Source organism: Salipiger sp. ABF4_146, assembly GCF_056161345.1.
Genome location: NZ_JBSWYX010000003.1, coordinates 1 through 26,814 on the forward strand (window position 1 = coordinate 1; position 26,814 = coordinate 26,814).

Annotated in this window: 27 protein-coding genes; 9 read left to right on the forward strand and 18 right to left on the reverse strand. The window is 66.8% G+C overall.

Translation table 11 applies throughout. The annotated features are described in order from the left end of the window. From ACXAJT_RS05345 to ACXAJT_RS05375, 7 genes are all read right to left on the reverse strand, one after another. Window positions 1-412: GTP-binding protein (locus ACXAJT_RS05345; RefSeq protein WP_475233596.1), on the reverse strand; the 412-nt coding region annotated here is incomplete at its 3' end. Window positions 413-532: 120 nt separating this feature from the next. Continuing rightward, a complete protein-coding gene (locus ACXAJT_RS05350; protein WP_475233598.1) occupies window positions 533-1,228 on the reverse strand; it encodes a hypothetical protein in 696 nt (231 codons plus the stop codon). A 297-nt stretch (window positions 1,229-1,525) separates the two neighbouring features. After that, window positions 1,526-2,101: a cob(I)yrinic acid a,c-diamide adenosyltransferase gene (locus tag ACXAJT_RS05355; protein ID WP_475233600.1), complete on the reverse strand. Its 576-nt coding sequence runs from the start codon at window positions 2,099-2,101 to the stop codon at window positions 1,526-1,528. Then, window positions 2,102-2,302 carry a twin transmembrane helix small protein gene (locus ACXAJT_RS05360; protein WP_475233602.1) on the reverse strand — a complete coding sequence of 67 codons (201 nt, stop codon included), beginning with the start codon at window positions 2,300-2,302 and terminating at the stop codon, window positions 2,102-2,104. Window positions 2,303-2,391: 89 nt separating this feature from the next. Then, complete coding sequence (locus ACXAJT_RS05365) at window positions 2,392-3,267, reverse strand: SDR family NAD(P)-dependent oxidoreductase (protein WP_475233604.1); 876 nt, start codon at window positions 3,265-3,267, stop codon at window positions 2,392-2,394. A 92-nt stretch (window positions 3,268-3,359) separates the two neighbouring features. After that, window positions 3,360-3,923 (reverse strand): SH3 domain-containing protein, encoded by a 564-nt coding sequence (locus ACXAJT_RS05370; protein WP_475233606.1) that lies wholly within the window; start codon window positions 3,921-3,923, stop codon window positions 3,360-3,362. After that, on the reverse strand, window positions 3,920-4,117 hold the full coding sequence (locus ACXAJT_RS05375; RefSeq protein ID WP_475233609.1) for a hypothetical protein: 198 nt from the start codon (window positions 4,115-4,117) through the stop codon (window positions 3,920-3,922). The genes ACXAJT_RS05370 and ACXAJT_RS05375 overlap by 4 nt, the downstream gene beginning before the upstream one ends. On the opposite strand from ACXAJT_RS05375, the gene ACXAJT_RS05380 reads away from it, so the two are divergent. The 3 genes from ACXAJT_RS05380 to ACXAJT_RS05390 all read left to right on the forward strand — a co-directional run bounded on the left by ACXAJT_RS05380 (window position 4,116) and on the right by ACXAJT_RS05390 (window position 8,507). After that, a complete protein-coding gene (locus ACXAJT_RS05380) occupies window positions 4,116-6,431 on the forward strand; it encodes a DNA topoisomerase IV subunit A (RefSeq protein ID WP_475233612.1) in 2,316 nt (771 codons plus the stop codon). The two genes, ACXAJT_RS05375 and ACXAJT_RS05380, sit on opposite strands and share 2 nt — an antisense overlap. A 391-nt stretch (window positions 6,432-6,822) precedes the next feature. Continuing rightward, the gene (locus ACXAJT_RS05385; protein ID WP_475233613.1) at window positions 6,823-7,581 is read left to right on the forward strand and encodes an electron transfer flavoprotein subunit beta/FixA family protein; all 759 of its coding nucleotides are present in this window, start codon (window positions 6,823-6,825) and stop codon (window positions 7,579-7,581) included. Continuing rightward, window positions 7,581-8,507, forward strand: a complete 927-nt coding sequence (locus ACXAJT_RS05390; protein ID WP_475233615.1) for an electron transfer flavoprotein subunit alpha/FixB family protein — start codon at window positions 7,581-7,583, stop codon at window positions 8,505-8,507. The genes ACXAJT_RS05385 and ACXAJT_RS05390 overlap by 1 nt, the downstream gene beginning before the upstream one ends. A 70-nt stretch (window positions 8,508-8,577) precedes the next feature. Here ACXAJT_RS05390 and ACXAJT_RS05395 read toward each other — a convergent pair whose 3' ends face one another. Continuing rightward, entirely contained in the window at window positions 8,578-9,366 is a 789-nt protein-coding gene (locus ACXAJT_RS05395; protein ID WP_475233616.1) for a MauE/DoxX family redox-associated membrane protein, read from the reverse strand. A 238-nt stretch (window positions 9,367-9,604) separates the two neighbouring features. Here ACXAJT_RS05395 and ACXAJT_RS05400 point away from each other — a divergent pair, with 238 nt between their 5' ends. After that, window positions 9,605-10,180: an NADPH-dependent FMN reductase gene (locus ACXAJT_RS05400; RefSeq protein WP_475233617.1), complete on the forward strand. Its 576-nt coding sequence runs from the start codon at window positions 9,605-9,607 to the stop codon at window positions 10,178-10,180. A 73-nt stretch (window positions 10,181-10,253) separates the two neighbouring features. Here ACXAJT_RS05400 and ACXAJT_RS05405 read toward each other — a convergent pair whose 3' ends face one another. Continuing rightward, window positions 10,254-11,960: a capsule biosynthesis protein gene (locus tag ACXAJT_RS05405; RefSeq protein ID WP_475233618.1), complete on the reverse strand. Its 1,707-nt coding sequence runs from the start codon at window positions 11,958-11,960 to the stop codon at window positions 10,254-10,256. Beyond that, window positions 11,938-12,597: an ABC transporter ATP-binding protein gene (locus ACXAJT_RS05410; RefSeq protein WP_475233619.1), complete on the reverse strand. Its 660-nt coding sequence runs from the start codon at window positions 12,595-12,597 to the stop codon at window positions 11,938-11,940. Before ACXAJT_RS05410 ends, ACXAJT_RS05405 begins: the two co-directional genes overlap by 23 nt. 241 nt (window positions 12,598-12,838) lie before the next feature. Between ACXAJT_RS05410 and ACXAJT_RS05415 the strand changes: the two genes are divergently transcribed. Genes ACXAJT_RS05415 through ACXAJT_RS05430 form a run of 4 tightly spaced genes read left to right on the forward strand, consistent with a single transcriptional unit; the run spans window position 12,839 to window position 16,897 of the window. Next, a complete protein-coding gene (locus ACXAJT_RS05415; RefSeq protein ID WP_475233621.1) occupies window positions 12,839-14,593 on the forward strand; it encodes a carbamoyltransferase family protein in 1,755 nt (584 codons plus the stop codon). Next, window positions 14,590-15,459 (forward strand): polysaccharide deacetylase family protein, encoded by an 870-nt coding sequence (locus tag ACXAJT_RS05420; protein WP_475233623.1) that lies wholly within the window; start codon window positions 14,590-14,592, stop codon window positions 15,457-15,459. Before ACXAJT_RS05415 ends, ACXAJT_RS05420 begins: the two co-directional genes overlap by 4 nt. A 47-nt stretch (window positions 15,460-15,506) precedes the next feature. Then, on the forward strand, window positions 15,507-16,112 hold the full coding sequence (locus ACXAJT_RS05425; protein WP_475233625.1) for a uracil-DNA glycosylase family protein: 606 nt from the start codon (window positions 15,507-15,509) through the stop codon (window positions 16,110-16,112). Next, window positions 16,109-16,897 (forward strand): SseB family protein, encoded by a 789-nt coding sequence (locus ACXAJT_RS05430; protein ID WP_475233628.1) that lies wholly within the window; start codon window positions 16,109-16,111, stop codon window positions 16,895-16,897. The genes ACXAJT_RS05425 and ACXAJT_RS05430 overlap by 4 nt, the downstream gene beginning before the upstream one ends. A gap of 51 nt (window positions 16,898-16,948) precedes the next feature. Here ACXAJT_RS05430 and ACXAJT_RS05435 read toward each other — a convergent pair whose 3' ends face one another. From ACXAJT_RS05435 to ACXAJT_RS05465, 7 genes are all read right to left on the reverse strand, one after another. Next, a complete protein-coding gene (locus tag ACXAJT_RS05435; RefSeq protein WP_475233630.1) occupies window positions 16,949-17,953 on the reverse strand; it encodes a P1 family peptidase in 1,005 nt (334 codons plus the stop codon). Window positions 17,954-18,178: 225 nt separating this feature from the next. Next, a complete protein-coding gene (locus ACXAJT_RS05440) occupies window positions 18,179-18,919 on the reverse strand; it encodes an SDR family oxidoreductase (protein ID WP_475233632.1) in 741 nt (246 codons plus the stop codon). A gap of 60 nt (window positions 18,920-18,979) precedes the next feature. Continuing rightward, the gene (locus tag ACXAJT_RS05445) at window positions 18,980-20,425 is read right to left on the reverse strand and encodes an aldehyde dehydrogenase family protein (RefSeq protein ID WP_475233634.1); all 1,446 of its coding nucleotides are present in this window, start codon (window positions 20,423-20,425) and stop codon (window positions 18,980-18,982) included. Next, on the reverse strand, window positions 20,403-22,112 hold the full coding sequence (locus ACXAJT_RS05450) for an ABC transporter ATP-binding protein (RefSeq protein WP_475233636.1): 1,710 nt from the start codon (window positions 22,110-22,112) through the stop codon (window positions 20,403-20,405). Before ACXAJT_RS05450 ends, ACXAJT_RS05445 begins: the two co-directional genes overlap by 23 nt. After that, complete coding sequence (locus ACXAJT_RS05455; RefSeq protein ID WP_475233638.1) at window positions 22,109-22,924, reverse strand: ABC transporter permease; 816 nt, start codon at window positions 22,922-22,924, stop codon at window positions 22,109-22,111. Before ACXAJT_RS05455 ends, ACXAJT_RS05450 begins: the two co-directional genes overlap by 4 nt. Beyond that, window positions 22,921-23,865: an ABC transporter permease gene (locus tag ACXAJT_RS05460; RefSeq protein WP_475233640.1), complete on the reverse strand. Its 945-nt coding sequence runs from the start codon at window positions 23,863-23,865 to the stop codon at window positions 22,921-22,923. Before ACXAJT_RS05460 ends, ACXAJT_RS05455 begins: the two co-directional genes overlap by 4 nt. Before the next feature lie 47 nt (window positions 23,866-23,912). Beyond that, the gene (locus tag ACXAJT_RS05465) at window positions 23,913-24,356 is read right to left on the reverse strand and encodes an NUDIX domain-containing protein (RefSeq protein WP_475233643.1); all 444 of its coding nucleotides are present in this window, start codon (window positions 24,354-24,356) and stop codon (window positions 23,913-23,915) included. Window positions 24,357-24,462: 106 nt separating this feature from the next. On the opposite strand from ACXAJT_RS05465, the gene ACXAJT_RS05470 reads away from it, so the two are divergent. Continuing rightward, window positions 24,463-25,605: an alpha-D-ribose 1-methylphosphonate 5-triphosphate diphosphatase gene (locus ACXAJT_RS05470; protein WP_475233645.1), complete on the forward strand. Its 1,143-nt coding sequence runs from the start codon at window positions 24,463-24,465 to the stop codon at window positions 25,603-25,605. A gap of 28 nt (window positions 25,606-25,633) precedes the next feature. Here the strand turns inward: ACXAJT_RS05470 and ACXAJT_RS05475 are convergent, their stop codons facing one another. Then, on the reverse strand, window positions 25,634-26,707 hold the full coding sequence (locus ACXAJT_RS05475) for a 5-(carboxyamino)imidazole ribonucleotide synthase (protein WP_475233647.1): 1,074 nt from the start codon (window positions 26,705-26,707) through the stop codon (window positions 25,634-25,636). Window positions 26,708-26,814 lie beyond the last annotated feature (107 nt).

Consider the following 26,814-nt stretch of genomic DNA (forward strand, 5'->3'; position numbering starts at 1 on the left):
CGTCCACCTGGTCAACCTTGTTCAGGAACACGACCATGGCGGGGATGCCCACCTGGCGGCCCAGAAGGATGTGCTCGCGGGTCTGCGGCATAGGGCCGTCAGCTGCGTTCACAACCAGGATCGCGCCGTCCATCTGCGCCGCGCCGGTGATCATGTTCTTCACGTAGTCGGCGTGGCCGGGGCAGTCCACGTGCGCGTAGTGACGCGCTTCGGTCTCGTATTCCACGTGCGCGGTCGAGATCGTGATGCCGCGTGCCTTCTCTTCCGGCGCGCCGTCGATCTGGTCGTACGCACGGAAGTCACCAAAGTACTTGGTGATCGCTGCGGTCAGCGTGGTTTTGCCGTGGTCAACGTGACCGATCGTGCCGATGTTGCAGTGCGGTTTGCCGCGCTCAAACTTTTCCTTTGCCATCTTTACAGACGTCTCACCTCTAGGGGGTCGACTGCGACCCGGTTTCGCATCGCGGGCCGTTTATTGAGTCGAGAGCAGAAAATCAAGCGTTCGTTGGCAAATGGCCCCCTCGAAACGCGGTTATTCGGTCACGGTTTCGCGCTCTCGGCCCGCCTTTGCCGGTGACGCGGCCGCGCGCGAGGGGTCCGGCGCCGCCTCACTGGCGCCATCCGCACTCGCCCCGGCGGCCTCGCCTGCACCGGCCAACTGCGCCTCCGCCGCCTCTTGCGCCGTGACCCCGCCGAACCAGCCCTGCGCGCGCAGCTCACGGCGCATCCACATCTCGATCTGCAGCGCCGCATTGGCCGAGAGGTTCCGCATCTGCTCGGCCTTCGACTGGGTGAGACCGGAACCGGCCAAGGTCTCGGGGGTGATCGCCTCCATCACGGTGATCTGCTCGGGCGCCTCGTTGAGTTTTTTCTGGGCCGCATCGTCCCAGACGGTGACCCGAAGGATCAGCGCCGACTTCGGGCTGAACACCAGCGGCACGCCGGGCTGGGCCAAGACGTAGCCTTCGACACTGGTTCCGATATGGTAATATTTCCCGCCGCGCTGGCGGTCGAACCGCTCCTCAATCGCGTGATCGACCGCCCTGATCCACGCCTCAGCGCTGGCCTCGCGCGACAGCGGTCCCCTGACGAGATTGGGCGCCACAACCTCGGAAAACCCGAGTTTGAAATCGCCCAGCGGTTCAACCGGTTTTTCCAGATTGCGCTGACCGTCGGCACAGGCGGCGAGCCCGAGGAGCACAGCAAGGGCGGCAGCAAGGCGGAACATCGGCAAACTCTCCAACGACTTTCGGCCCCGAGCGATAGCCCGGCGGCCGCGCCGCTGGCAATGCTACCGAGACACCCAGGCCTGTTCCCGCTATCTTCCCCCTAGACCTGTGGCATGATCGGGACGCCGCCGATGCACAGAGCCGCGCCCAGGAGCCGAAGGCCGCTCGAACGGAGCTGTGGGAGATGTGCGTATTTGTGAAGAGAAGAAGCCGGGGGCGTCATCCCGCTTCTTCTCTTGAAAAATACGCCGGGGGTGAGCCGCGCAGCGGCGAGGGGGCAGCGCCCCCTTCTTTGCTCACTCGCGGTTGGCGCCCGGCACCCAGAGCACGTCCGACGCGCCACCGTCATTGGCCATACGCGCGGCGCAGAAGAACCAGTCGCTGAGCCGATTGAGGTAGGTCACTGCGGGGCGATTAACGTCTTCCACGGAGGCAAGCTCGACCGCGCGGCGCTCGGCGCGGCGGGCGACGGTCCGGCATTGGTGCAGGAAGGCCGACGCGGCGGTGCCGCCGGGCAGCACGAAGCTGCGAAGCGGCTCGAGCTTGGCGGTCATCGCGTCCATCTCGGCCTCGAGCCGCTCCACCTGCGCCTGCGTCACGCGCAGCACGGGGTAACCGGCCTCGGCATCCTTGGCCATGTCCGGGCGCGCGAGGTCGGAGCCGAGATCAAAAAGATCGTTCTGGATCCGCGCAAGCGCCACATCCAGCGCCGCGTCCGCGTGCAGCCGCGCCAGCCCCACCACCGAGTTGAGCTCGTCCACCGTGCCATACGCCTCAACACGCGGCGAATGTTTGGGCACGCGCGAGCCGTCGACCAGCGCGGTGTCGCCCTTGTCGCCGGTGCGGGTGTAGATTTTGTTGAGCACGATCATTCAGCTTCTCCGTATCAGCACGAAGACGAGGATGAGCACCACCGCCGCAAACTGCGCGATGATGCGCCAACGCATCGCCTTGTTGGCGTATTTCTTGTTGAAGGTGCCTCCCTTCGCGAACGAGCCGATGCCGAAGAGCAGGATGCCCACGACCGCCATCATCACGACAGCGACCACCAGAAACAGCGGGTCATCACGCATGGAATTGCCTCCCTATCCTCTTGTCTCCCACATAGCCGCTTCGGTGCAAAAAGCGAAGCCGCGCGGCTGCGACCATAGCGCGCCCTGCCCTAGCGGGCCTGCGCGATGATCCGGTCAAGCAGCCACGACGGCAACAGACGCCGCAGCGCGCCCATGACGTGGGTCGGCGTGGTGACGTAGTAGCGCGGCGCGGGGTGGGCACTTTCCAGTGCCAGGATCAGTTTCTCGGTGACGGCCGAGGCGGGCAGTTCGAACGTGTCTTCCTTCGGAGCCGCATAGAGGCGCTTGCGCAGCGAGCCCTCGTATTGCGCGCGGCGCGGGCTGGCCTGCCAGTCGACCCATTTTTCGAAATGCGGAACCGAGTTGGCGCGGATCTTCGAGGTGATCGGGCCGGGCTCGATGAGGATCACCTTGATCGGCGTGTCGGACATCTCGATGCGCAGCACATCCGTCAGCCCCTCGAGCGCATGTTTGCTCGACACATAGGCGCCGCGCCAGGGCATCGGCACCAGCCCGAGGACCGACGAGCAGTTGATGATCCGCCCGTGGCCCTGCGCCCGCATCACCGGGATCACCTTGCGGGTCAGCGTGTGCCAGCCAAAGAGGTTGACCTCGAAGATCTCGCGCAGCGCGCCGGTGGGCAGGTCTTCGAGCGCGCCGGGCATCGCATGGGCGCCGTTGTTATAGAGCGCATCCAGCGTGCCCCCGGTCGCCGCCAGCACCTCGGCTAGCGCCGCCTCCATCGAGGCCTCATCGGCGTAGTCGAGCCGCGGGCTTTCGAAGCCCTCGGTGCGCAGCCGGGCGCAATCCTCTTCGCTGCGGCAACTGGCGAAGACGCGCCAGCCGCGGGCGCGCAGCCCGCGAGCCGCCGCCGCGCCGATGCCGGACGAGCAACCGGTGATCAGAATGGTTTTTCGGGTGTCTTGTACAGCCTGTTCTGGGCTCGATTCGAGGCTCGATGCCATGCGCCGGTCTCCTGTTCGTTGAGACCGGGATAGGGCAGCGGCGCGCAGGCTGCAATCTTCGCACGCGCGCCCCGCCGCCTTGAGTCAGCGGCTCAATTCACCGCTGCGGCCAGATAGGCATCGTACATCCAGCCCGCCGAGCCGCCGCCCTGAGCCTGCAGTTTCACCCAGCCGTCACCGGGATCGCTGAGCACCTCGACCCGGTCGCCCTCGATCAGCTGCCCGACAACCGAATATCCGGTGCCCGGGCCATAGCGCAGGTTGACCCGGCTGCCGGTCACCTCGCGCAGATCGACGGGGGCGGCTTCGGGCGCCGCGCTTTCGGGCTCGAAGCTGGCGGCGATGGGCTTGTCGGGTACGGCAGCCAGAGCGAGGCCGCTCACATCCGGCTCCGGCCTTTGGGCCACAGCCTTGGTCACCGCCGGCTCCGATTCGGCCGAGCCGACATCCGTCAGCGATGCGGTGCTGGCTCGGGTCACTTCGGGCGCGGCGGAGGTGGCTTCGGGCGATACGGTTGGCTGTGGTTCGGCCTCGGCGCTGCGGACCATCACGGGCAGATCGACACCGTTGGTGCCAGCGGAGAACTCCGCGCCCCCGGACATCGCGTACCAAGCCCAGCCCAAAAGGCCAAAAGTGAGCACCATGAGGCGTTTCATGCGGAAATCTCCTGAACAGAATAGGGCTGGCTGAAAAAGGCCGCGGGCGCACCGTTCCAATACTCGGCGTCGTGCCCAGCATAGCCGATTTGCGCGCTCGCCTTAAGCGAGAATCTGGAAAAATCCGCTCTGAGCGGAATTCGCGGTGCGGATCGCTTGCCCGCGCTTTTCTGCGCAGGTATCACAATATGCATGAACGATATCGTCGATGACCCCAACATGAACCCTCGTAACGTGGCAGAAACCCTGCGCCGGGCAATCGGCGAGCGGTACCTGACCTATGCTCTGTCGACGATCATGAACCGGGCGCTGCCAGACGCCCGGGACGGGCTCAAGCCCGTGCATCGTCGTATCCTTTATGCAATGCGCCGGCTGCGACTTAGTTCCAGCGGGGGCTTCCTGAAGTCGGCAAAAATCTCCGGCGACACGATGGGGGATTTCCACCCGCACGGCGACGCGGCGATCTATGACGCCATGGCGCGCCTCGCGCAGGATTTCACCATTCGCTACCCGCTGGTCGACGGTCAGGGCAACTTCGGCAACATCGACGGCGACAACCCGGCGGCCTCGCGCTACACCGAGGCGCGGATGACCATCATGGCCGAAGCGCTGCTTCAGGGTCTCGACGAGGACGCGGTCGACTACCGCCCGAACTATGATGGCCGTCTCGAAGAACCGGTGGTGCTGCCGGCCTCCTACCCGAACCTGCTGGCCAACGGCTCCTCGGGCATCGCGGTGGGCATGGCGACCAACATCCCGCCGCATAACATCGGCGAGTTGATCGATGCCTCGCTGCATCTCATCAAATCGCCGAACGCGCTGGACGAGACGCTGCTGCAATATGTGCCCGGCCCCGATTTCCCCACCGGCGGGGTGATCGTCGAGCCGCGCGAGAACATCGCGCAGGCCTATGCAACGGGCCGTGGCTCGATCCGGCTGCGCGCCAAGTGGGAGGTCGAGGACCTCGGCCGCGGGCAATGGCAGGTGGTGGTCACCGAGATTCCCTATCAGGTGCAGAAATCGAAGCTGGTCGAGCGGCTCGCCGAGCTGATCCAGACCAAGAAGGTGCCGATCCTCGCCGACATCCGCGACGAGAGCGCCGAAGACATCCGCATGGTTCTGGAACCCAAGACGAAGAACGTCGATCCAGAGCTGCTGATGAACTTGCTGTTCAAGAACAGCGATCTGGAAATCCGCTTCTCGCTCAACATGAACGTGCTGATCGACGGGGTGACGCCGAAGGTCTGCTCGCTGAAGGAGGTGCTGCGCGCCTTCCTCGATTTCCGGCGCGACGTGCTCTGCCGCCGCTCGCAGCATCGCATGGAAAAGATCGATCACCGGCTGGAGGTGCTGGAAGGCCTGATCATCGCCTTCCTCAACCTCGACCGGGTCATCGACATCATCCGCTACGACGAGGACCCCAAGGCGGCGCTGATGCGCGAGGACTGGGGCCGCGAGTTTGCCCGCGCCACCTCCGAGGCCGATTACGTCTCCCCTGCCCCGGTGTCGGGCGACGAGGATCTGGGCCTCACCGAAGTGCAGACCGAGGCAATCCTAAACATGCGCCTGCGCAGCTTGCGCAAGCTCGAGGAGATGGAACTGGTCGCCGAGCGCGACAAGCTGATGGAAGAGCGCGCCGGGCTCGAAGACCTGCTTGCCAGCGAGGACCTGCAGTGGAAGCGCATCTCTGGTGAACTGCGCGACGTGAAGAAGGCCTTCGCCAAGGACCTCGACCGCGGCGCCCGCCTGACCAGCTTTGCCGAAGCCGGCGAAGCCGAAGAGGTGCCGCTGGAAGCGATGATCGAGCGCGAGCCGATCACCGTGGTCTGCTCGCAGATGGGCTGGATCCGCGCGATGAAGGGCCATATCGACCTGAATTCGGAACTGAAGTTCAAGGATGGCGACGGCCCGCGTTTCATCTTCCACGCCGAGACCACCGACCGTCTGCTGGTGTTCGGCTCGAACGGGCGTTTCTACACGGTTTCCGCCGCGAACCTGCCCGGCGGGCGCGGCATGGGTGAGCCGCTGCGGCTGATGGTCGACCTGCCCAACGAGGTGCAGATCATCGACATCTTCGCGCATGTGCCGGGCCGCAGGCTGCTGCTGGCCTCTTCGGCGGGCGACGGTTTCGTGGTGCCCGAGGCTGACGTGCTGGCCCAGACCCGCGGCGGCAAGCAGGCGCTGAACGTGCGCGAGCCCGCCGTGGCGAAGATCTGCAAGCCGGTGACCGGCGATGCGGTGGCGGTGGTCGGCGAGAACCGCAAGGTTCTGGTCTTCATGCTCGACGAACTGCCCGAGATGGGCCGTGGTAAGGGCGTGCGCCTGCAGAAGTACAAGGACGGCGGCCTGTCGGACCTCACCACCTTCACATTGGCCGACGGTCTGACTTGGAAAGACCCGGCCGGGCGCACACGCACCCAGTCCGACCTGTCCGAGTGGATCGCCAAGCGCGCCACCGCCGGTCGCATGGCGCCGCGCGGCTTCCCCCGCGACAACACCTTCACCTGACCCTCAGATCGCCTCAGGCAAAGAGCATTGCAGGGGCCGCGACACGCGGCCCCGCTTCGTTTTCACGCGCCCAAAGGCGGTGTCAGCGGTCAAAATAGCGGCTTCGCGAATCATCTTTTCACGGCGCAATCCCGGGAGAATTCTGAGAGGTAGCTCTTCTTGCTTAATTTTTGAGCAGACAGAGAACCCTGCCGAAAAGCGTTTCCGACCGTTCGAAATTCCGTCGCGACATTCCAGCGGTCCGCCCCGCTGACCTCGCGCCAGTGGCGCGGCGTTTTGCTGCGGTTGGGCAAATTGGCACTGTTTCCGCCGCGTTCACTTCGTTATCACCCCTCGGGAGAACCACGAAGTGCCGTGCAAGGCGCGGCGAAACTTAGGGAGAGATCCGCTCATGAAGGTGCTTGTGCCCGTGAAGCGCGTGATCGACTACAACGTGAAGGTCCGCGTGAAAGCGGATGGCACGGGCGTCGATCTTGCCAACGTCAAGATGTCGATGAACCCCTTCGACGAGATCGCCGTCGAAGAGGCGATCCGCCTCAAGGAAGCCGGCAAGGCCGAAGAGGTCATCGTCGTCTCCATCGGCGTCAAGCAAAGCCAGGAAACCCTGCGCACCGCGCTGGCCATGGGCGCCGACCGCGCCATTCTGGTGACCGCTGCCGAAGACGTGCACACCGACATCGAGCCGCTCGCCGTTGCCAAGATCCTCGCCAAGATCGTCGAGGAAGAGGCCCCCGGCCTCGTCATCATGGGCAAGCAGGCGATCGACAACGACATGAACGCCACCGGCCAGATGCTCGCCGGTCTTCTGGGCTGGGCGCAGGCGACCTACGCCAATTCGCTCGATGTGGACGGCGAGGCGGCCACCGTGGCGCGCGAGGTCGATGGCGGACTGCAGACCATCAAGGTCGGCCTGCCGGCGATCATCACCGCCGACCTGCGCCTCAACGAGCCGCGCTATGCGAGCTTGCCGAACATCATGAAGGCGAAGAAAAAGCCGCTCGACGAGAAGACCGCCGCCGACTTCGGCGTCGAAGTCTCGCCGCGCCTTGAGATCGTCAAGACCTCGGAGCCCGAAGAGCGCGCAGCCGGCATCAAGGTGGGCTCGGTCGACGAGCTCGTGGCGAAACTGAAAGACGCGGGGGCACTCTGATGGCTGTTCTTCTTCTTGCCGAAATCAACGACGGCGCGCTGTCGCTCGATGCCACTGCCAAGGCGGTGACCGCTGCGGCGAAACTGGGTGACGTCACCGTTCTGGCCGCGGGCGCTTCGGCTGCTGCCGCCGCCGAAGAGGCCGCGAAGATCGACGGCGTGGCCAAGGTGCTGGTCGCCGAGGATGCGCTCTATGGCCATCGTCTGGCGGAGCCGGTCGCGGCGCTGATCGTGTCGCTCGCCGGTGAGTACAGCCACATCGTCGCGCCGGCCACCACCGACGCCAAGAACATCCTGCCGCGCGTCGCCGCGCTGCTCGACGCGATGATCCTGACCGATGTGACCGCCGTGGTCGACGCCGACACCTTCGAGCGCCCGATCTACGCCGGCAACGCGGTCCAGACGGTGAAATCGAAGGATGCCAAGAAGGTCATCACCTTCCGCACCTCGACCTTCGACGCCGCCGGCGGCACCGGTTCGGCCGCGGTCGAGAGCATCGGCGCGGGCGACAACCCGGGCCTGTCCGAATGGGTCGAGGACAAGATGGCCGAGAGCGATCGCCCGGAGCTGACCTCGGCGAAGATCGTCGTGTCGGGGGGCCGCGGCGTCGGCTCGGAAGAGGATTTCGCGCTGATCTCGGCTCTGGCCGACAAGCTCGGCGCCGCCGTTGGCGCCTCGCGCGCCGCGGTGGACAGCGGCTTTGCCCCGAACGACTGGCAGGTCGGCCAGACCGGCAAGGTCGTGGCACCGGATCTGTACATCGCGGTCGGCATCTCGGGCGCGATCCAGCACCTCGCGGGCATGAAAGACTCCAAGGTGATCGTCGCGATCAACAAGGACGAAGAGGCGCCGATCTTCCAAGTGGCGGACTATGGCCTCGTGGGCGACCTCTTCACCATGGTGCCGGAACTGACCGAGAAGGTCTGAGCCGCACCACTCTCAACAACAAAAGGCCCGCCAGACCGGCGGGCCTTTTTCGTTGGGGAATCACGGCACCTCAGAGCGCCAACTTAAGCAGCATCCAAAGCCCCATACCGATCATCGCGAGGTTCTCGGTCAGCGAAACGAACCCCAGCGGCACGTTGCTACCGCCCCCCACGCAGGCGCATTTGAGTTCGCGCTTGTCGATGTAGACCGCCTTGAACACAGACACCGCGCCGACCGTGCCGATCACCAAGGCCACTGGCGCCGCGAGCCATGTCAGCACGCCCGCCAGCATCAGCAAGCCCGCGCCGGTTTCCGCAAACGGATAGACGTAGCCGTAGCGCACCTGCCGCTGCGCCAGCAGATCGTAGTTCAGGAACATAGTCTGAAAGCTCTCGACGTCCTGCAGCTTCTGCAGCCCCAGCAGCACCATGCCGAAGGCGACGAACCATTCAATCACCTGCCACGACAGCAACGTGCCCAGCACCAGCCAGCTCACCGCCAGCGCCATCAGGAAGGCCGCGGCAAAAATCGCGAGGACCGGCGTGTAGGAGGTCGCCTCGGGGTCACGAACCGGCTTGCCGAGGTGGCGCCGCAGCTCCTCGTAGCCACCGATGCGCTGCCCGCCGATGAACACCTGCGGGGTGGTCTTTACATCGTGCTCGCGTTGAAAAGCTTGTGTCTCGTCCTTGCTGCGCAGCGGGTGATCCTCGACGTCGTATCCCTCGCGCTCCAGCAGGTCCTTGGTCTTCAGCCCCCAGGGGCACAGGTGCTTTGGCATCACCATGCGATAGAGGTCCGCCTTCTGGCCGGTGTTCTGGCCAGTGCTCTGGGCGGTGTCGGCTGCGTTTCCTTCAGGCATGCTTTGTCCTCCGCGTCTATGCGATCTCAACGCGCGCCCCCGCGCGCCGGGTTCCCTGAGATCGGCAGATCGCCGCGCGGGTCTCGCGCAGACGTCCGCGCGGCAGCTCGTGCACAGGCGCACCCGCGTTGTGCGTTCCGGCTTATTGTGCCGCAGCGCAGAGAGCGTAGGTATCCGGTCAAGTCGCGGCCCGCCTCCCGGGGTCGCTTCACCGCAACCCCATTCGAAAGGCCCTCCCATGGCTCTCAAAGTGAAAATCATCCTCGGCTCCACCCGCCCCGGCCGCATCGTGCCCATCGTCGGCAAATGGGTCGAAGACCTCGCCAAGCAGCAGAACGGCTTCGACGTCGAAGTCGTCGACCTCAAGGAGATCGACCTGCCGCTGCTCGACGAAGCTGGCCACCCGCGCGCCCAAGCCTACGAGCACGCGCACACCCGCAAGTGGGCCGAGAAGGTGAACGAAGCCGACGCCTTCATCTTCCTCACCCCGGAATACAACAGCTTCCCCTCGGCCGCCGTGGTCAACGCCATCCAGTGCCTCGCCGTGGAATGGGAACGCAAGGTCGCGGCCGTGGTCAGCTACGGCGGTGTTTCGGGCGGCATGCGCGCCGCGCAAGAGCTGCGCCAGCTGCTGGTCAACATGAACGTCATGGCGCTGCCGCAGTCGGTGCCGGTGCCCTTCGTGTTCAACTACATCGGCGAAGACGGTGTGCTGCGCCCCGAGCAGCCGGTGCTTGACGGCATGTCCGGCATGTTCAGCGAGCTGGCAGCCTGGGGCGAGGCGCTGAAGCCCGCGCGCGCCGAAGCCGCCTGAGCCTACCCGGCCTGCAGAGTACGAAAACGCCCGGCCAATGGCCGGGCGTTTTGCTTTCTGCCAGCGGCGTCGATCAGGTCGAGACCTGCTCGCGCAGGATCGACGCGGTGAGAGAGATCATCAGGTAAATGCCCGAGAAGATCAGAAACGCCAGAATGGTGTTTTCGAAGCTGCGCGGGTAGCTGGGATCCTCGGCGGCCACCGGCTCGACCGAGGTGGTCAGATAGCGCGCCTGGCTGTCGGCATCGCGCCGCGCCTGTTCCAGCCGCTCCAACGCGGTCTGCAGCATCAGATCGCGCGTCGCCAGATCGGCCTGCGCCAGCTGGATCTGCACCGCCTTCTCGGCCAGCGAATCCTCGCCCGTGGTGGCGGTGTTCATCTGCGCGTTGAGGTCATCCAGCAGCGCCTCGAGCCGGCGCACGTCGCCGCGCGCGCCCTCGACCCGGCTGCTGTTGGGGCGCGCATTGTCGAGCAACGCCTGCAGCGTCAGGCGCTTTTCCTGCAGTTGCACCTCGATGTTGCTGATCTGCGTGCGCAACGCCGCGATCCGCCCCTCGGGATCGATCACCGAACCCTGCTGCTGCAACCGCACCAGCTTTTCCTGCGCGTCCTGACGCTCGGCCTGCGCCTCTTCCAATCCGGTCTCGGCATCGGTCACGGCGTTCGAGCGCTTGCGCAGCGACAGGTTGTCGACGCGGTCTTCGGCATAACCGATCAGCGCCCGGCTGAAACGCGCCGCGGTTTCAGGATCGGCGGCCTGAATCTCCATCTTCACCACGCCCTCGGTCGGGTCATAGCCGATGTCAATGTTGCGCTCGTAGACGGCGAAGGCATCCTCGGTCGAGGCGTCGTCGTCGAGCCGCTGAATGGGATCGATCCACGCCTGCTGATAGTGCGCCTTGAAGCCCTCATCGCGGTCGAGCCGCAGCATGGCATCCTTGGACATCAGGTAGCTCTGGACCGCGATGGCATCCTGATTGGTGGCGAATTGCGTGCCAGAGAAGAGGCTGCCCATCGACGCCCCGGAGCTTTCCGCCTTGAGGATCAGGAACTCGGATTTCGTGGCGTACATCGGCGTCGCGACGACATAGAAGTAATAGCCCGCGATCAGCGTCGGCAGCAGCACGAAGAAGGCCAGCCGGCTCAGCAGCAGCGCCATCTTCTTGCGGCGGCGCTTTGCCAGTTCTTGCTGGATCTTCATGATCTCCGCGGCGCGGCGTTCGGCCGGGCTGGCGGTCTGCGTCGACGGCAGGTTGTCCTTGCCCGCCGGTACGGTCTGCGGCAACTGGTTGCCCGGTTTGCGTCCGCCCGGCTGCACCGCCGGCACGCCGGCCTCCGGCGCCGCACCGCCGCCCTTGCCGCCGCCACCAGCAGCCGTTTCGGGCACCACCAGTTCAAGCATCGTGCTGCGGCGGAACGGATCGATCCCACGGGCACGCAGCAGGCGCACCGCGTCATGGTCGGACGCAGGTTCGAGCCCGTGCTTTTGCGCCACCCGCCGGGCAAGGCGCAGCTGCCGCCCGGTCAGCCCTTCGCTGCGGATCGCCTCGAGATCGGTGGCTCCGGCCTTCGGAGCTGCCTCTGGCTTGGGCTCTGTTTTCGCCGCGGTGTTCGCCTGCGGCGCGGTGGACCCGTGCGCCTCGGTGGCGCCGGGCGTGGTGTTGGAAAACCGCGGCAGACCGTCGGGCTTTGGTGCGGCCCCCTTGGGCGCGGGATCGGCGGGCTGCGTGGGCTCGGGGCGGCGGATGCGGAACTTCTTAGCCTTGGGTTTCGTAGTCATAGAGCTGTTTCGCTTCTTCCAAGGTTTCAAACTGGTGCAGCTTACCGTCCATCAGGACCGCCGCCTTGCGGGCAAATTTCTCTAGCAGCGCGGGCTGGTGCGAGACGATCACGATGGTCGTGGTGCGCAATCGTTCGGCAAGGATCTCGCCGGCCTTGCGGTTGAACTCGACGTCGGTGGAACTCGGCATGCCTTCATCGATCAGGTAGATATCGAAATCCAGCGCCAGCATCAGCGAAAAGGTGAACCGCGCCTTCATCCCCGACGAATAGGTGCCGATCGGCTGGTCGAAATACTCGCCCAGCCCGCAAAGCCAGCGGCAGAACGCCTCGACATATTCTGGATCGAGCCCGTACATCCGGGCGATGAACCGCGCGTTCTCGCGCGCCGAGATCTTCGAGATCACCCCGCCCATGAAACCGAGTGGAAACGACACTCGCGACGTGCGCCGGATCTCTCCCTCATCCGGCTTCTCCAGCCCTGCCATCATGCGGATCAAGGTGGTCTTGCCGGTGCCGTTCGGAGCGAGGATGCCGACGCTTTCGCCAAGCGTGACGTTGAACGAGACACGGTCGAGAATCACCTTGCGGCGCTCTCCGGTCCAGAAGGACTTGCTGACCATGTCGAACTCGATCATCACCCACCCCCTTCGAGCGGCCTGCATACTACGGCGCTCGGGTTACGTGACGGTTATTTGGCGAATTGGGTTAGATTATGACCAAAATTTGCAACAACGCCATGAGATCCCCGGCACTGATCGCGAAACCACATAAATCCTCGCGGCGGGCCTGCGCCATGGCCGGTCGAATCGCGCTTTAAGCCCCTGACGAAGCCTGTATGGTTCGCGGGAAACGAAAGACGGCAGGAGCCCATAGCGCATGAGCTACACACTTGGCCTCGCGACCATGGACAACAGCGCAGCGGCGCTCTTTCACAACGGCCAGCTCATCGCCGCGGTAGAGAACGAACGCCTCAGCCGGATCAAGAACGACGGCGCGTTTCCGTGGCTGGCCATCGACGAATGCCTGTCCATGGCCGGGATCAGCGCCGCGCAGATCGATCGCATCGCCGTCTACTGGCAGCCGTGGCGCCTTGCCACGCGTGGCTTCGGCACGCTGCGCAAGATGGCCGGATCGCCGCAGGCCCGCGGGGCCATTGTCGCACGCGCCCGGCAGATGTTCATCAACACGCCCGACACGCCGGAAAACGAGGTGTCCGGCTCTTGGAGCGATCTTTTCCGCCTGCGCCGGATGCTGCGCGAACGGCTCGGCCCGGTCGAGGCGAAGATCAGCTTTCACGACCACCACCTATGCCATCAGCTCTATGCCGAGGCGATGCGCGACTGGGACGCGTTTGTCTCGCTGTCCTACGACGGCGGCGGCGAAGAGAACTCGACCGTGCTGCATGTCGTCCGCGACGGCCAGCGCGAACTGATCTCGCGCCACCGCTGGCCCAATTCTCTGGGCCACTATTACAGCGTCTTCACCGGCTATCTGGGCTTCAAGATGCTCGAGGGCGAATACAAGATGATGGGGCTCGCGCCCTACGGCAACCCCACATACGCCGACGCGCTGCGCAGCCACGCGCTGCGCCTGCAGCCCGGCGGGCGCTACGCGCTCAACACCCGGCTGTGCGACTACCATGCCGCGCTGAAAGGCGTGTTTCCAATCGAGATGGAACAGCACTTCGGCCCGCGCCGCGCCCCGGATGCCGAGCCGGAGCAGGGCCATGTGGATCTGGCCACCTCGGTCCAGCATGTCCAAGAAGAAGCCGTTGAACACCTGCTCGCGCCGGTTCGCGACCGCCACCCTGAACTTCGGCGGTTGGTGATCTCGGGGGGCTGCGCGCTGAATGTCACGGCCAATGGCAAGCTGCTGGCCAAGGGCCTCTTCGACGAGATCATCATCCCCCCTGCGCCGCATGACGCTGGCTGTGCCATCGGCGCAGCGATGGCCGATCTGGCCGCGCGCGGCGTCAAAGCCGATCCCGAGCCTGTGCGTCTGCCCTACCTTGGCCGGGGCTACAGCGAGCCCGAGCTCGAAAGCGCCATCACCGACGCCGGTCTGCCGGTGCCGGACGCGCTGCCCGACACCGCCCTTGTCGATCAAGCCGCGCAGATGCTGGCCGACGGGCTGGTGATCGCGTGGTTTCAGGGCCGCAGCGAGTTCGGCCCCCGCGCGCTGGGATCGCGCAGCTTCCTCGCCGATCCGCGCCGCGACGAGATGCGCGAAGAGCTGAACCGCAAGATCAAGAAGCGTGAGATTTTCCGCCCCTTCGCCCCCAGCGTCACCGAAGAGGCCGCGAGCACTTTCTTCGAGATCGATCAGCCCAGCCCCTATATGAACATCGTCGCGCGCGTGCGCGACGAGAAGGCCGAAGCGATCCCGGCGGTCACCCATGTGGATCAGACCGCCCGCGTGCACAGCGTCTCGGCGGCGGCCAACCCGCGCTATCACGCGCTGCTGTCGCGCTTTGGCGAGTTGACCGGCGTGCCGGTGCTGCTCAACACCTCGTTCAACATCCAAGAGCCGATCGTGCACAGCCCCGCCGACGCGCTGGCCACCTTCCGCGCCTCGGGCGTCGACGCCCTGATGATCGGCCCCTATATCGTCACCCGCGAGGCGCTGACATGAGCGAGCCCGATCTTTTCCTGAGCATCGACTTTGAGGATTTCGCCCATGATCTGAAGCGAGACCTCGGGCTGTGGGAAACCGGCCCGCTGCGCGGCGACGCGCTCTGGACCGGCTATGAGAGCATCGACGGCTTCCTGCGCGACCACGACGCGCGCGCCACCTTCTTCTGCACCGGCATTATCGCCGACCAATTGCCCGACCTGATCGCGCGCATCGCCCGCGACGGGCACGAGGTGGCCTGCCATTACCACTTCCACGATGAGTTGCGGAAGCAGTCAGCCGCCGAGATCGACAGCAACCTGCAACGCGCCAAAGCCGCTTTGGAAAGCGCCGCCAACGCACCGGTACAGGGCTTCCGCGCGCCGAAATTTCGCATCGAAAAGTCCGACCCGGCGCAATACCGCGTGGTGGAAAAGCACTTCGCCTATGATTCCTCATTCTTCGCCGACAGCCGCGGCGCGGTGCGCGCCTTTCGCCAGCGCATGGGGCTGACCACGCTGAAACTGCTGCCGATCTATGCCGCGCCGCCCTTCGAAGGGTTGCCCGAGATGAAGCTCGGCGGCTCCTACCTGAAGCTCTTTCCCGCGGCCTTTGCCGACCGTCTTCTGGCTGGCTGCGAGAACGCTGGCATGCCGCCGCACATCTACCTGCACCCCTATGAGTTCACCGATGGTGGAGAGTTCTTGCTGAGCCGCGCCGAGCGCGCCCCGCTGGGACGCCGAACCGCTGCCTACTGGGGCCTGCGCCAGCACCAGTGGAGCACCCTCGGCAATGCCGGGCTGAAAAGCAAACTCGACCGCATCTGCCGCCGCTTTGGCCTCTATGGGCGCCTGTGCGATCACCTCGACGCCGCCGAGATCGCCTGAGCGCGCCGCCACTGGTATCGCCGTGCAGCAGCCCCTACCTCTGCGCCATGTCTGACACCTCCGATACCCTCAGCGATCTGCACGCCGGAATCGCCGCCTGCCGGCTCTGCGCGCCGCGCTTCGCCGCCACCGCGACCCGGCATGCGCCGCGCCCAGTGCCTTGGTTCCGACCCGGCGCGCGGCTGCTGATCGCCGGGCAGGCACCGGGGATGCGCGTGCACACCTCGGGCCGCCCGTTCAACGATCCCTCCGGAGACAGGCTGCGCGCGTGGCTGGGACTCTCGGAAGAGGAGTTCTGGGACCAGAGCCGCGTCGCCATCGTGCCCATGGCCTTCTGTTTCCCTGGCTACGACGCCAAGGGCGCCGACCTGCCGCCCCCGCCCGTTTGCCGTGCCACTTGGCACGATCCGCTGTTCAAGGCGCTCGGTCCGCTGCCGCTGCGGCTCTATGTCGGCGGCCATGCGCACCGCTACCATCTCGGCACGAAACGCGGCGTCACCGAGACCGTGGCGACCTGGCGCGCCCATATGCCGGACGCCTGCCCCTTGCCCCATCCGTCGTGGCGCAATACGGCTTGGCTCAAACGCAATCCGTGGTTCGAGGCCGAGCTGCTGCCCGTCCTGCGCGCCCGTGTCCGCGAGGTACTGACATGACCACCACACCGCTCGACGCCGCTCTTGCCGCAATGGAAGCCGCGCCCGAGGACGACAACGCCCGCCTGCGCTTTTACGAGCGGCTTGCCGATGGCGAGATGTTCCTGCTGCTCACCCGCGAGATCGACGGCGACCAGATCGAACCCGAGCTTTTTGATGTGGGCGACGCGCGCTTCGTGCTGGTCTTCGACCGCGAAGAGCGCCTGTCGCAATTCGTCGGCCGTGCCGCGCCCTATGCGGCGCTCTCGGGCCGCGCGGTGGCCAACATGCTCGCCGGTCAGGGCATCGGGCTGGCGGTGAACATCGAGGTGTCCGACGCCGCCACCCTGCTGCCCGCGGAAGCGGTGGACTGGCTGGCGGCGACGCTGGGCCATGGCCCGTCGGAAAGTGAGGCACGGATCGAAGAGGTCACTCGGCCCGCCGGCCTGCCCGAGGCCCTGCTGACCGCGCTCGACACCAAGCTCGCCACCGCCGCCGGCTTCGCCCGCTGCGCTTGGCTGGCAAGCGCCGCCTATGAGGGCGGCGGACGTGGCCATATCCTCGCCTTCGCCGGCACCGTCCCCGGCGCCGAGGATGCGCTGGCACGCGCGGTGAACGAGGCGCTGGTGTTCTCGGGCATCGAGGCAGGGGCGCTCGACGTGCTCTTCCTGCGCGACAGCGACGAGCTTGCGGCCAGCCTCACCCGCGTCGGCCTGCGCTTCGACCTGCCAGAGATCGAAGAGCCGCAGCGGGTCGAGCGCATCGCTCCCGGGTCCGACCCCGACAGCCCGCCGATCCTGCGCTGATCCGCCAAGGCGCCGCGCAGCGCGCTTCAGTCAAGACGACGCGGAAAAGCGCTACAGGCCCAAGTCCTCGCGCAGCGTCGGCAGCGTGTCGTCGGGCGCGGGGCTCGCCTCCCAGACGGCGCGCCCGATGGCCCGTGCAAGGCACAGGCTTGCCGCGTGGCCGATCTGCGACAGCTGCAGCGCCGGCTCGACCAGCGCCCGCTGGCCGGTGGCACAGGCAAACACCAGATCCCCGTCCATCGGCGAATGCGCCGGGTGGATCGCCCGGCCAATCCCATCCTGCGCCGCCACCGCCATACGATGCGCCTGCGCCTTGTCCAGCTGCGCATCGGTCGCCACCACGGCGATCGTGGTATTCCCCAAGGCCGCCATGGCGCCGACCTTGCGGCTCTGCGGCATCTCGTGGAACCCCGACGCCGGCTCGGTCCCAAGGCCGCCGAACTCCTCGCCGATCTCGAAGGGCGCGGCCCAGAAATGCCGGCCCGAGGGCGTCATCACGCTGCCCATCGGGTTCACCGCCACCAGCGCCCCGACGGTGATCCCACCCTCCAGCACCAGCGAGGCAGAGCCCAGCCCGCCCTTGTGCTGCGCGGTCTGCGCCCCGCATCCCGCCCCGCGCGAGCCAAGACGGAAATCCGTCCGGGCGTTCGTCAGCGCCTGCCGTCCGAGCGCCGGGTAAGGGTTCACCCCCCAGTGCTTGTCGCCGCCGTTGAGCAGATCGAACAGGATCGCCGCAGGCACGATCGGCACGCGGGCCGAGAACACCTCAAAGCCGCGCCCCTCTTCATGCAGCGCGTCCATCACCCCCTGCGCCGCCGCCAGACCGAAGGCACTGCCGCCCGACAGCACCAGCGCATCGACGCCCGGCGCGGTCTTGTCTGGTGCCAGCAGATCGGTCTCGCGCGTGCCGGGCGCGCCGCCCATGACCGAGACAGACGCCACCATCGGTGCCTCGGCGGCTACCACGGAGACGCCCGACTTGAGCAGGGAGTCCTCGGCATTGCCGACCTTCAGACCGGGCACGTCGGTGATCAGATTGAGGGGACCGGGTCGCATGAAACCACTCCTTGCAGCCACAGGTTGATATTTTGCTGCGCTGCGGCAAAAAACAAGGGCGCCCGCTGTCGCAGGCGCTCCTTCGCGTATTTCGCGCACAATGAAAGGCCTTATGCCGCCCATGGCCCGATGGAAAGCGCAAAGCCCGGCCTTCTTCTCTTGCCAAATACGCCGGGGGAGTCGCGGCGCAGCCGCGGCGGGGGCAGCGCCCCCAACCGCAACGCCTCAGATGCAGCGCCCGCCGTCCACTTCCATGCACACGCCGGTGACCAGCGAGGCCTCGTCCGAGCATAGGTAGAGCGCCGCATTGGCCAGATCCTCCGGGGTCGAGAAGCGGCCCATGGGAATGGTCGAGAGGAATTTCTCGCGCATCTCCGGCGTGTCCTCGCCCATGAAGCTCTTCAGCAGCGGCGTGTCGCCCGCCACCGGGTTCAGCGCGTTGACCCGCACGCCGAAAGGAGCAAGTTCGATCGCCATCGCCTTGGTCGCGGTGTTCATCCAGCCCTTGGAGGCGTTGTACCAGTTGAGCTTCGGCCGCGGCGAGACCCCGGCGGTCGAGGCGACGTTGAGGATCGCCCCTGCGCCGCGCTCTTTCATGCCCGACACCAGCGCGCGGGCCGTCAGGTAAACCGACTTGCAGTTCACCGCCCAGACCCTGTCGAAATCCGCCTCGCTGATCTCTTCCATGAAGCCCGGCAAATGCGTCACCCCGGCGTTGTTCACCAGAATGTCGACCCGGCCCAGCTCGGCCCCGGCGCGCAGCGCCATCTCCTCGACCGAGGCACCATCGGCCACGTTCACCTCATGCGCCACGCCGCCGAACTCGGCGGCCACCTCCATGGCGCCCTCCATGTTGATGTCGGCGACCATCACCCGCGCGCCTTCTGCCGCGAAGCGCCGCGCGATGCCCGCGCCGAAGCCCGACCCCGCACCGGTCACAATGGCGGTTTTCCCGTCCAGTCTCATGCCTGTCTCCTCCCTCATGTCGTCACCTGCGGCGCTCAGCCGTGCCCTGCAACCGCAGGCTCAGCCGTGATGCGCCGCCACCGTCTTCAGCACCGAAAAACCATAGAGCGCCTCGAAGCCCTTCTCGCGTCCGTGGCCGGACTTGCCGACCCCGCCGAAGGGAAGCTCCACCCCGCCCCCGGCGCCGTAGTTGTTGAGAAACACCTGACCCGCCTTCAGCTTCTTCGCCAGCCGCATTTGCCGCGCGCCGTCGCGGGTCCAGACGCTGGCGACCAGCCCGTAGGCAGTACCATTGGCGATGCGCAGCGCCTCCGCCTCATCCTCGAAGGGGATGATCATCTGTACCGGGCCGAAAACCTCGTCCTGCGCCAGCGCGTGCTCCGCCGGGACCGGGCCAAAAAGGCAGGGCGCAACGTAGTGCCCGCCGTCTGGCAGCCCCTCGGCCAGCCGCGCGCGCGCCAGCACCGGAAGATCGGCACCCTGCGCGAGAAACCCCTCGACGCGCTCTTTCTGGGTGGCGTTGATCAGCGGGCCGATATCGCGGTCCTCTGTGGCCGGACCGACGACCTTCGCCTCGTAAGCGGCCGCCATGCGGGACATCACCTCGTCCAGCACCTCGCGCTGCACGAGGATACGCGAGGAGGCCGAGCAGGTCTGTCCGGCGTTCTGCAGCCCGGCATTCACCAGGAACGGCAGCGCTGCGTCGAGATCGGCATCGGCGAAGACCAGCTGCGGGGATTTGCCGCCAAGCTCCAGCGTCACCGGGATCACATTGTCCGAGGCCGCGCGCTGCACGGCGGCGCCGGTGGCGACCGAGCCGGTGAAGCTCATGTGCTGCACGCCGGGGTGAGACGAGAGCGCCGCGCCCGCCTCAGACCCAAGCCCCGGCACCACGTTGAGCGCCCCCTCCGGAAGACCTGCCTGCTGCGCCAGATCAGCGAAATGCAGCGCCGTCAGGCAGGCGTCTTCGGCCGGTTTCAGCACGCAGGCATTGCCCATGGCGAGCGCCGCGCCGACCGAGCGGCCGATGATCTGCATCGGGTAGTTCCAAGGCACGATATGGCCGGTGACTCCATGCGGCTCGCGCAGCGTGTAGACGGTGTAGCCACCCTGATAGGGGATGGTCTCGCCATGGATCTTGTCCGCCGCGCCGCCGTAGAACTCGCAGTAGCGCGCCAGAGCCACCGCGTCGGCACGGGCTTGGCTCAGCGGTTTGCCCACGTCCTGCGCCTCGATCCGGGCGAGCAGGTCGACATTCTCGAGCACCAGCAAACCGATGCGGGTGAGGATGCGCCCGCGTTCCAGCGCGGTCATCGCCCCCCACTCCCCGTCGAGCGCCGCCTGCGCCGCCGCCACGGCTGCGTCGATTTCAGCAGCGCCACCGCGGGCGATGCGTCCGATCTCTTCGCCCGTGGATGGATCGCTCAGCGGCAGCGTGTCCGCGGTCTCGCGCCACGTGCCGCCAATGAGCACGCGAGCGCTGTCAAAGGGGCTCCCCTCTGGCATCGTCATCTCCTTCCGTCTCCGGCACCGGAAGTTTCGGCGCCGCCTCCATGAGCGATTTGGTATACCAGTGCCGCGGATTGTCAAACACGTCGCTTGTGTCACCGCGCTCGACAATCTCGCCCTCGCGCATCACCAGCACCCGATCGGTGATCGAGCGCACCACGGACAGATCATGGCTCACGAAGAGATAGCTGAGGCCCCTTGTCCGAGACAGCTCGGCCACCAGATCGAGGATTTGCGCCCGCACCCGCACGTCGAGCGCCGAGACCGCCTCGTCGAAGATCACCAGTTCGGGCTCGATGATCAGCGCGCGGGCGATGGCGATGCGCTGGCGTTGCCCGCCGGAAAAGGCATGGATCGGGGCCTCCGCGTGCTCGGGCTTCAGCCCCACGGCGCTGAGCGCTCCGGCGATGGCCGCCTGCCGCGCCGCGCCCTTCGGGGGATCGGGCAGCAGGTGGAAGGGCTCGGCGATGATCCTCCCGACGCTGTGGCGCGGATTGAACGAGCCATAGGGGTCCTGAAACACCACCTGCACGCGGCGGCGGATCTGAGGGTCGGGCTTGCCGTGCGAGAGGATCGGCCTGCCGTCGAGGGTGATCGTTCCGGCCTGCAGCGGCTCCAGCCCGAGGATCGCCCGGCTGAGCGTGGACTTGCCGCAGCCCGACTCGCCCACGAGGCCGACGCGCTCGCCGCGGCGGATGTCGAAGCTGACGCCCTTCACGGCGTGGAACGCGCGGCGGGGTGCGAAAGGATGTTTGCGCGGCAGCGGGTAGTCGCGGACGGCCCCCTGCACGCTAAGCTGAATCTCTCCGGGCGTCATCGCGACCAGCGGCGCTTGGTGACGCGAGGCCTCGAAAAGCTGGCGGGTATAGGGGTGGCGCTGCTCGGCCAGCACCTGCGGCGTCGGCCCCTGCTCGACGATGCGGCCCTGCTTCATCACCGCGAGGCGGTCGGCCATGCCGGCCACCACGGCAAGGTCATGGGTGATCATCAGCAGTCCCATGCCCTCTTCGCGCACCAGCCCGGTGAGCAGTTCGAGGATTTGCGCCTGCGTCGTGACGTCCAGCGCCGTAGTGGGCTCGTCGGCGATCAGCAGCTTCGGGCGCAGAGCGATGGCCATGGCGATGCCGACGCGCTGACGCTGCCCGCCCGAAAGCTCGTGCGGGTAGCGAGAAAACGGGATGCGCTCAGGGTCGAGCCCGACGCGGGCCATAACCTCGGCGACGCGGGCGCGGGCGGCGTCGCGCCGCATCGCCTTGTGGATCAGGATCGTTTCCATCACCTGATCGCCAATGCGCTGCACCGGGTTGAGCGCGGTCATCGGTTCCTGAAAGACCATGCCCACCTCGCGCCCGCGCAGGGCGCAGAGATCGCTTTCCGGCAATGTCAGCAGGTCCTGTCCCGAGAGCCGAAGGCGGCCGGCGGTCTCGGCCCGCTCGGGCAGCAGCCCGATCGCGGCGAGCGCGGTCATCGACTTGCCCGACCCCGACTCGCCGGTAAGCGCGAGGATCTCGCCCTGCGGCAGCGAAAGGGAGACGTCCTGCAGGATCGGGGTCTCGCCGATGGACAGGCTCAGGCCCTCGATCTCCAGAAGCGCCTCTGACGCCTGCCGGACCGGGGGCTCTGCCCCGCGCGTCGCTGGCGCGCCGCGCTCCCCGGGATATTTGGGTCTAGACGAAGACATCATGCGCGCGAGGGCCTCAGACGGGGATCGAGGGCGTCGCGCAACCCGTCGCCAAGCAGGTTGAGGCCGAGCACGGTCAGCACGATGGCGAGGCCGGGCACGATGGCCACATGCGGCGCAAGGGCCACCATGGTCTGCGCGTCGGCCAGCATGCGGCCCCAGCTCGGCACCGGCGGCTGCGCGCCAAGGCCGACGTAAGAGAGCCCAGCCTCGGCGAGAATGCCGAGCGAGAACTGGATGGTGCCCTGCACGATCAGCAGGTTGGCGAGGTTGGGCAGGATGTGCTCGGCGCTGATGCGCGGCGCGCCCTTGCCGGCGACACGGGCGGCGAGGATGAACTCGCGGCGCCAGAAACTCAGCGCCGCGCCGCGGGTGAGCCGCGCGAAGACGGGAATGTTGAAAATGCCAATGGCGAGGATGGCATTGAGCGCGCCCGGCCCGAAGATAGCGGTGATCAGGATGGCGATGACCAGTGAGGGAAAGGCGAAGATCAGGTCATTGGTGCGCATCACCAACTCGTCGAGCCAGCCGCCCTGCCGCGCCGCGGCGGCGAGCCCGAGCGGCACGCCCAGCCCCATGCCGAGGCCCACGGCCACCAATGCCACCGCCAGAGACGTGCGCGCGCCTGTCATGATCATGCTCAGCATGTCGCGGCCCAAGTGATCGGTGCCCAGCAGATGCGCCGCCGAAGGCGGCTGCAGGCGGGCGGCGATGTTCACCGCCTCGACGTCGCCCGGTGTCCAGAGGAACGACAGCAACGCGGCGGCGGCGAAGGTGAGAGTCAGCACGGCACCGAGGAGAAGCGTGGGTTTCATCGCGCGCGCCTCAGCCTGGGATCGACCAGCGCATAGGCCAGATCGGTCAGGAAATTCACCGCGATCACCGCGAAGACCAGCAGCATGACCACGCTTTCCACCACGATCAGGTCGCGCTGGGTGATCGACTGGAAGATGAGACGCCCGAGGCCGGGCAGAAAGAACACCTGTTCGATGATGATCGCCCCGGCCAGCAAGAAGGAGAACTGCAGCCCGAGGATGGTCAGCACCGGGATCAGCGCATTGCGCAACCCGTGCCGCCACAGCGCCTGCCGCCGCGAGAGCCCCTTGGCGCGGGCGGTGCGGATGAAATCCTCGGACAGAATGTCTATGAGAGAACTTCGCATGATCCGCGCGAGGATCGCCGCCTGCGGCAGCGCCAGCGCCACCGCCGGAAGAGTCAGCGATTTCAGCGCCAAAAGGGGGTCGTCCCAGCCGGGAAAGCCGCCGGCGCTGAACCAGCGCAGCTTCAGCGCAAACAGCAGCACCAGCAGCATGGCGAACCAGAAATTGGGGATGGCGATGCCAAGCTGCGTCGCGCCGATCACGCCTGCGTCCCCGGCCTTGCCGCGGCAGGCCGCGGCGTAGATGCCCGCTGGAAAGGCGACGAGCACAGACAGCACCAGCGCATAGAGCGCCAGCGGCAGCGACACGATGATGCGGTCGGCCACCATCTGCGCCACCGGCGTGCGGTAGGTGTAGGAGGTGCCGAAATCGCCCGAGACCATGCCTCCGAGCCAGCTCAGATAGCGCTGCCATTTTGGCAGATCGAGCCCCAGTTCGCTGCGCAGCGCCGCCACCGTGTCGGGCTGTGCGTTCATCCCCAGCATGTAGCTGGCCGGATCGCCCGGGGCGACCTCGACCACAAGGAAAATGACCAGCGACGCGGCCAGAAGCGAAAGCGCCAGCGAGGTCAGACGTTTGAGCGCATAGCCAAGCATGGGGGCACGTTATGCGCGCGGCCCGGCGCGGTCCAGCGGGCGCGTGCTCATTGCTGGATCAATTCCAGCGGGTCGTAGCCAAATCCCCGGCCCCAAGCCACATGCGGAAGACTGTCGGGCTTGAAGCGCAGGCTGTCCATCTCGTCCCGCGTCACGAAGCGGCGTTCGGTAACCACGCCTTCGGGGTCCTGCCACGCTGCGTCGATCCGCCCGGCGGCGATGCGGCAGCGAAAGAAGACCTCGACCTGATGGAAGCCGCTCTTGGGATCATGAAACTCGTTGATCAGACACGGCGGGCCGACCCTCACCTCCAGCCCGGTCTCCTCGCGCAGCTCGCGGGCGAGGTTGTCGGGCAGCGAGGCACCGGGCTCCACACCGCCGCCGGGCGCGCACCACAGATCGCTGGTGCCGCCCGGCCATGCGTTGACCAGCAGCAGGCGGTCCTCGTGCAGCAGCACGGCGCGGGCGGCGAGACGGGGAGATTTGTGCATAGCGCTTTCGGCCTGTCCTTTTGCCCCTTTCATAGGGCCGGGCGGGCGCGTATCTCAAGCGCCGACCCGCCCTGCCACGACATCTTCCTCGAAAGGTCCCTGCCCGGTGCTCGATCTTTGCTTTCACAACGCCCGCGTCCTGCGCCCTGAAGGCTGGAGCGAAGCGCCGCTGTCCATCGCCGTCGGGCAGCTTGGCAACGCAGCCACGGGTAAGCCGGTGGACCTGTCGGGCTATGAGGTTTTGCCCGGCATCGTCGATGCCCATGGTGACGGCTTCGAGCGGCACATGGCGCCGCGGCGCGGTGCGCTGCGCGAGCGTGACAGCGGCGTGCTGGCCTGCGCCTCGGAACTGGCGGCCTGCGGCATCACCACCGCCGCTCTGGCGCAGTTCTGGTCGTGGGAAGGCGGCATGCGCGGGCCCGAGTTCGCCGAAGAGGTTTTTGCCGCGGTCTCGGAGGTCGCGCCCACGGTGCCGGTGGATCTGCGCCTGCAGCTGCGGCTGGAGACGCATTTCCTCGATGGTTTCGCCGGGGCCGAGGCCGCGGTGGACCGCTGGGGCATCTCCTACGTGGTGTTCAACGACCACCTGCCGCACCAGCGGTTGTCCGAAGGACGCAAGCCGCCGCGTCTCACCGGGCAGGCGCTGAAGAGCGGGCGCAGCCCCGAGGCGCATTTGGCGATGATGACCGCGCTGCACCAGCGCGGCGACGAAGTGCCCGGCGCGCTGGACGCGCTCAGCACACGGCTTGCGGCGCGGGGCGTGACCATGGGCAGCCATGACGACCGCACCGCCGAAGGCCGTGCCCAGTGGCGCGGGCGCGGTGCGTTTGTGTCGGAGTTTCCCGAGACCGTCGAGGCGGCGCAGGCGGCGCGCGATGCCGGAGACTTCATCGTGCTCGGTGCGCCCAATGTGGTGCGCGGCGCCAGCCATGCGGGCAATGTCTCGGCGCTGGAACTGGTGCAGATGGGGCTGTGCGACGCGCTGGCCTCGGATTACCACTACCCCGCCCCGGCGCGCGCCGCGTGGCGCTGTGTCGAGCTTGGGCTGCTGGATGAGGCCACCGCGTGGCGGCTCGTGTCCGAAGGCCCGGCGCGGCTGCTGGGGCTGACCGACCGCGGCCGGATCGAGCCCGGGCTGCGCGCCGATCTGATCATCCGCGACCAGGCGAGCCGGCGCATCGTGGCAACGCTGGCCGGGGGCCGGGTGGCCTATATGTCGGGGGATGTGGCCGGGCGCTTCTTCGGCTGAAGCGCGCCGGACAGCACCTGCGACGGGCTCAGCCGCCGCGTACGATGCGGTTGGCGTGCCCCATCTTGCGACCCGCCTTGGCCTCGGCCTTGCCATAGAGGTGCAGCGCGGTGTCGGCCTCTTTCAGCAGTTCGGGCACGCGGTCCATATCGGCGCCGATGAGGTTCTCCATCTGCACGTCGCTGTGGCGTGATCCGTCACCCAGCGGCAGGCCCGCTACGGCGCGGATGTGCTGCTCGAACTGGTCGACGCTGCAGCCGTTCTGCGTCCAGTGACCGGAATTGTGCACCCGCGGCGCGATCTCGTTCACGACCAGCCCGTCGGGACAGACGAAGAGCTCGACCCCCATCACGCCCACATAGTCCAGCGCGTTGAGAATGCGGCCTGCGAGCAAGATGGCGTCTTGCCGGTGCGCCGGGGTCAGGCGTGCGGGCACGGTAGTGGTGCGCAGGATGCCGTCGCGGTGCACGTTCTCGCCGGGATCGAAGCAGGCGACCTCGCCGTTGGTGCCGCGCGCCGCGATCACCGAGACCTCGTGCGAGAACTCGACGAAGCCTTCGAGCACGGAAGGCGCGCCCTGCATCGCCTCGAAGGCATCGGCGGCATCGTCCTTGGATTTGATCCGCGCCTGTCCCTTGCCGTCGTAGCCGAAGCGGCGGGTCTTGAGGATGCCGGGCGTGCCGATCAGTTCCAGCGCGTTGTTGAGATCCTCGGCGGTGTCCACCGCGGCGAAGGGTGCGGTGCGCAGGCCGAGGTCGCGCAGGAATTCCTTCTCGGTCATCCGGTCCTGACTGACCCGCAGCGCCTCTCGGCCCGGACGGATCGGGCGCAGCGCCTGCAGCGTGTCGAGCGCCTCGGTCGGGATGTTCTCGAACTCATAGGTGATCACATCGACTGCTTCGGCAAAGCGGGTCAGCGCCGCTTTGTCGTCGTAGGCGGCGGTGGTCACCGCGTGGGCGACATGACCGGCGGGCGGCTCTGCGCCCGGCTCGAAGATATGCGTGCGATAGCCGAGGCGGCTGGCGGCAACGGAAAGCATCCGTCCCAGCTGTCCGCCGCCGAGAATGCCGATGGTTGCACCTTGGGGAAGAGCGTCAGTCATGGGGCCTCCGTTGCGCGGTTCGGGGTTTGGCCGCTTTTCCTGCGGATCGGCGCCGCTTGCAACACCCGTTTGTGTGGAAAGCGGAGGCAAAACGCACCGACGCCCGG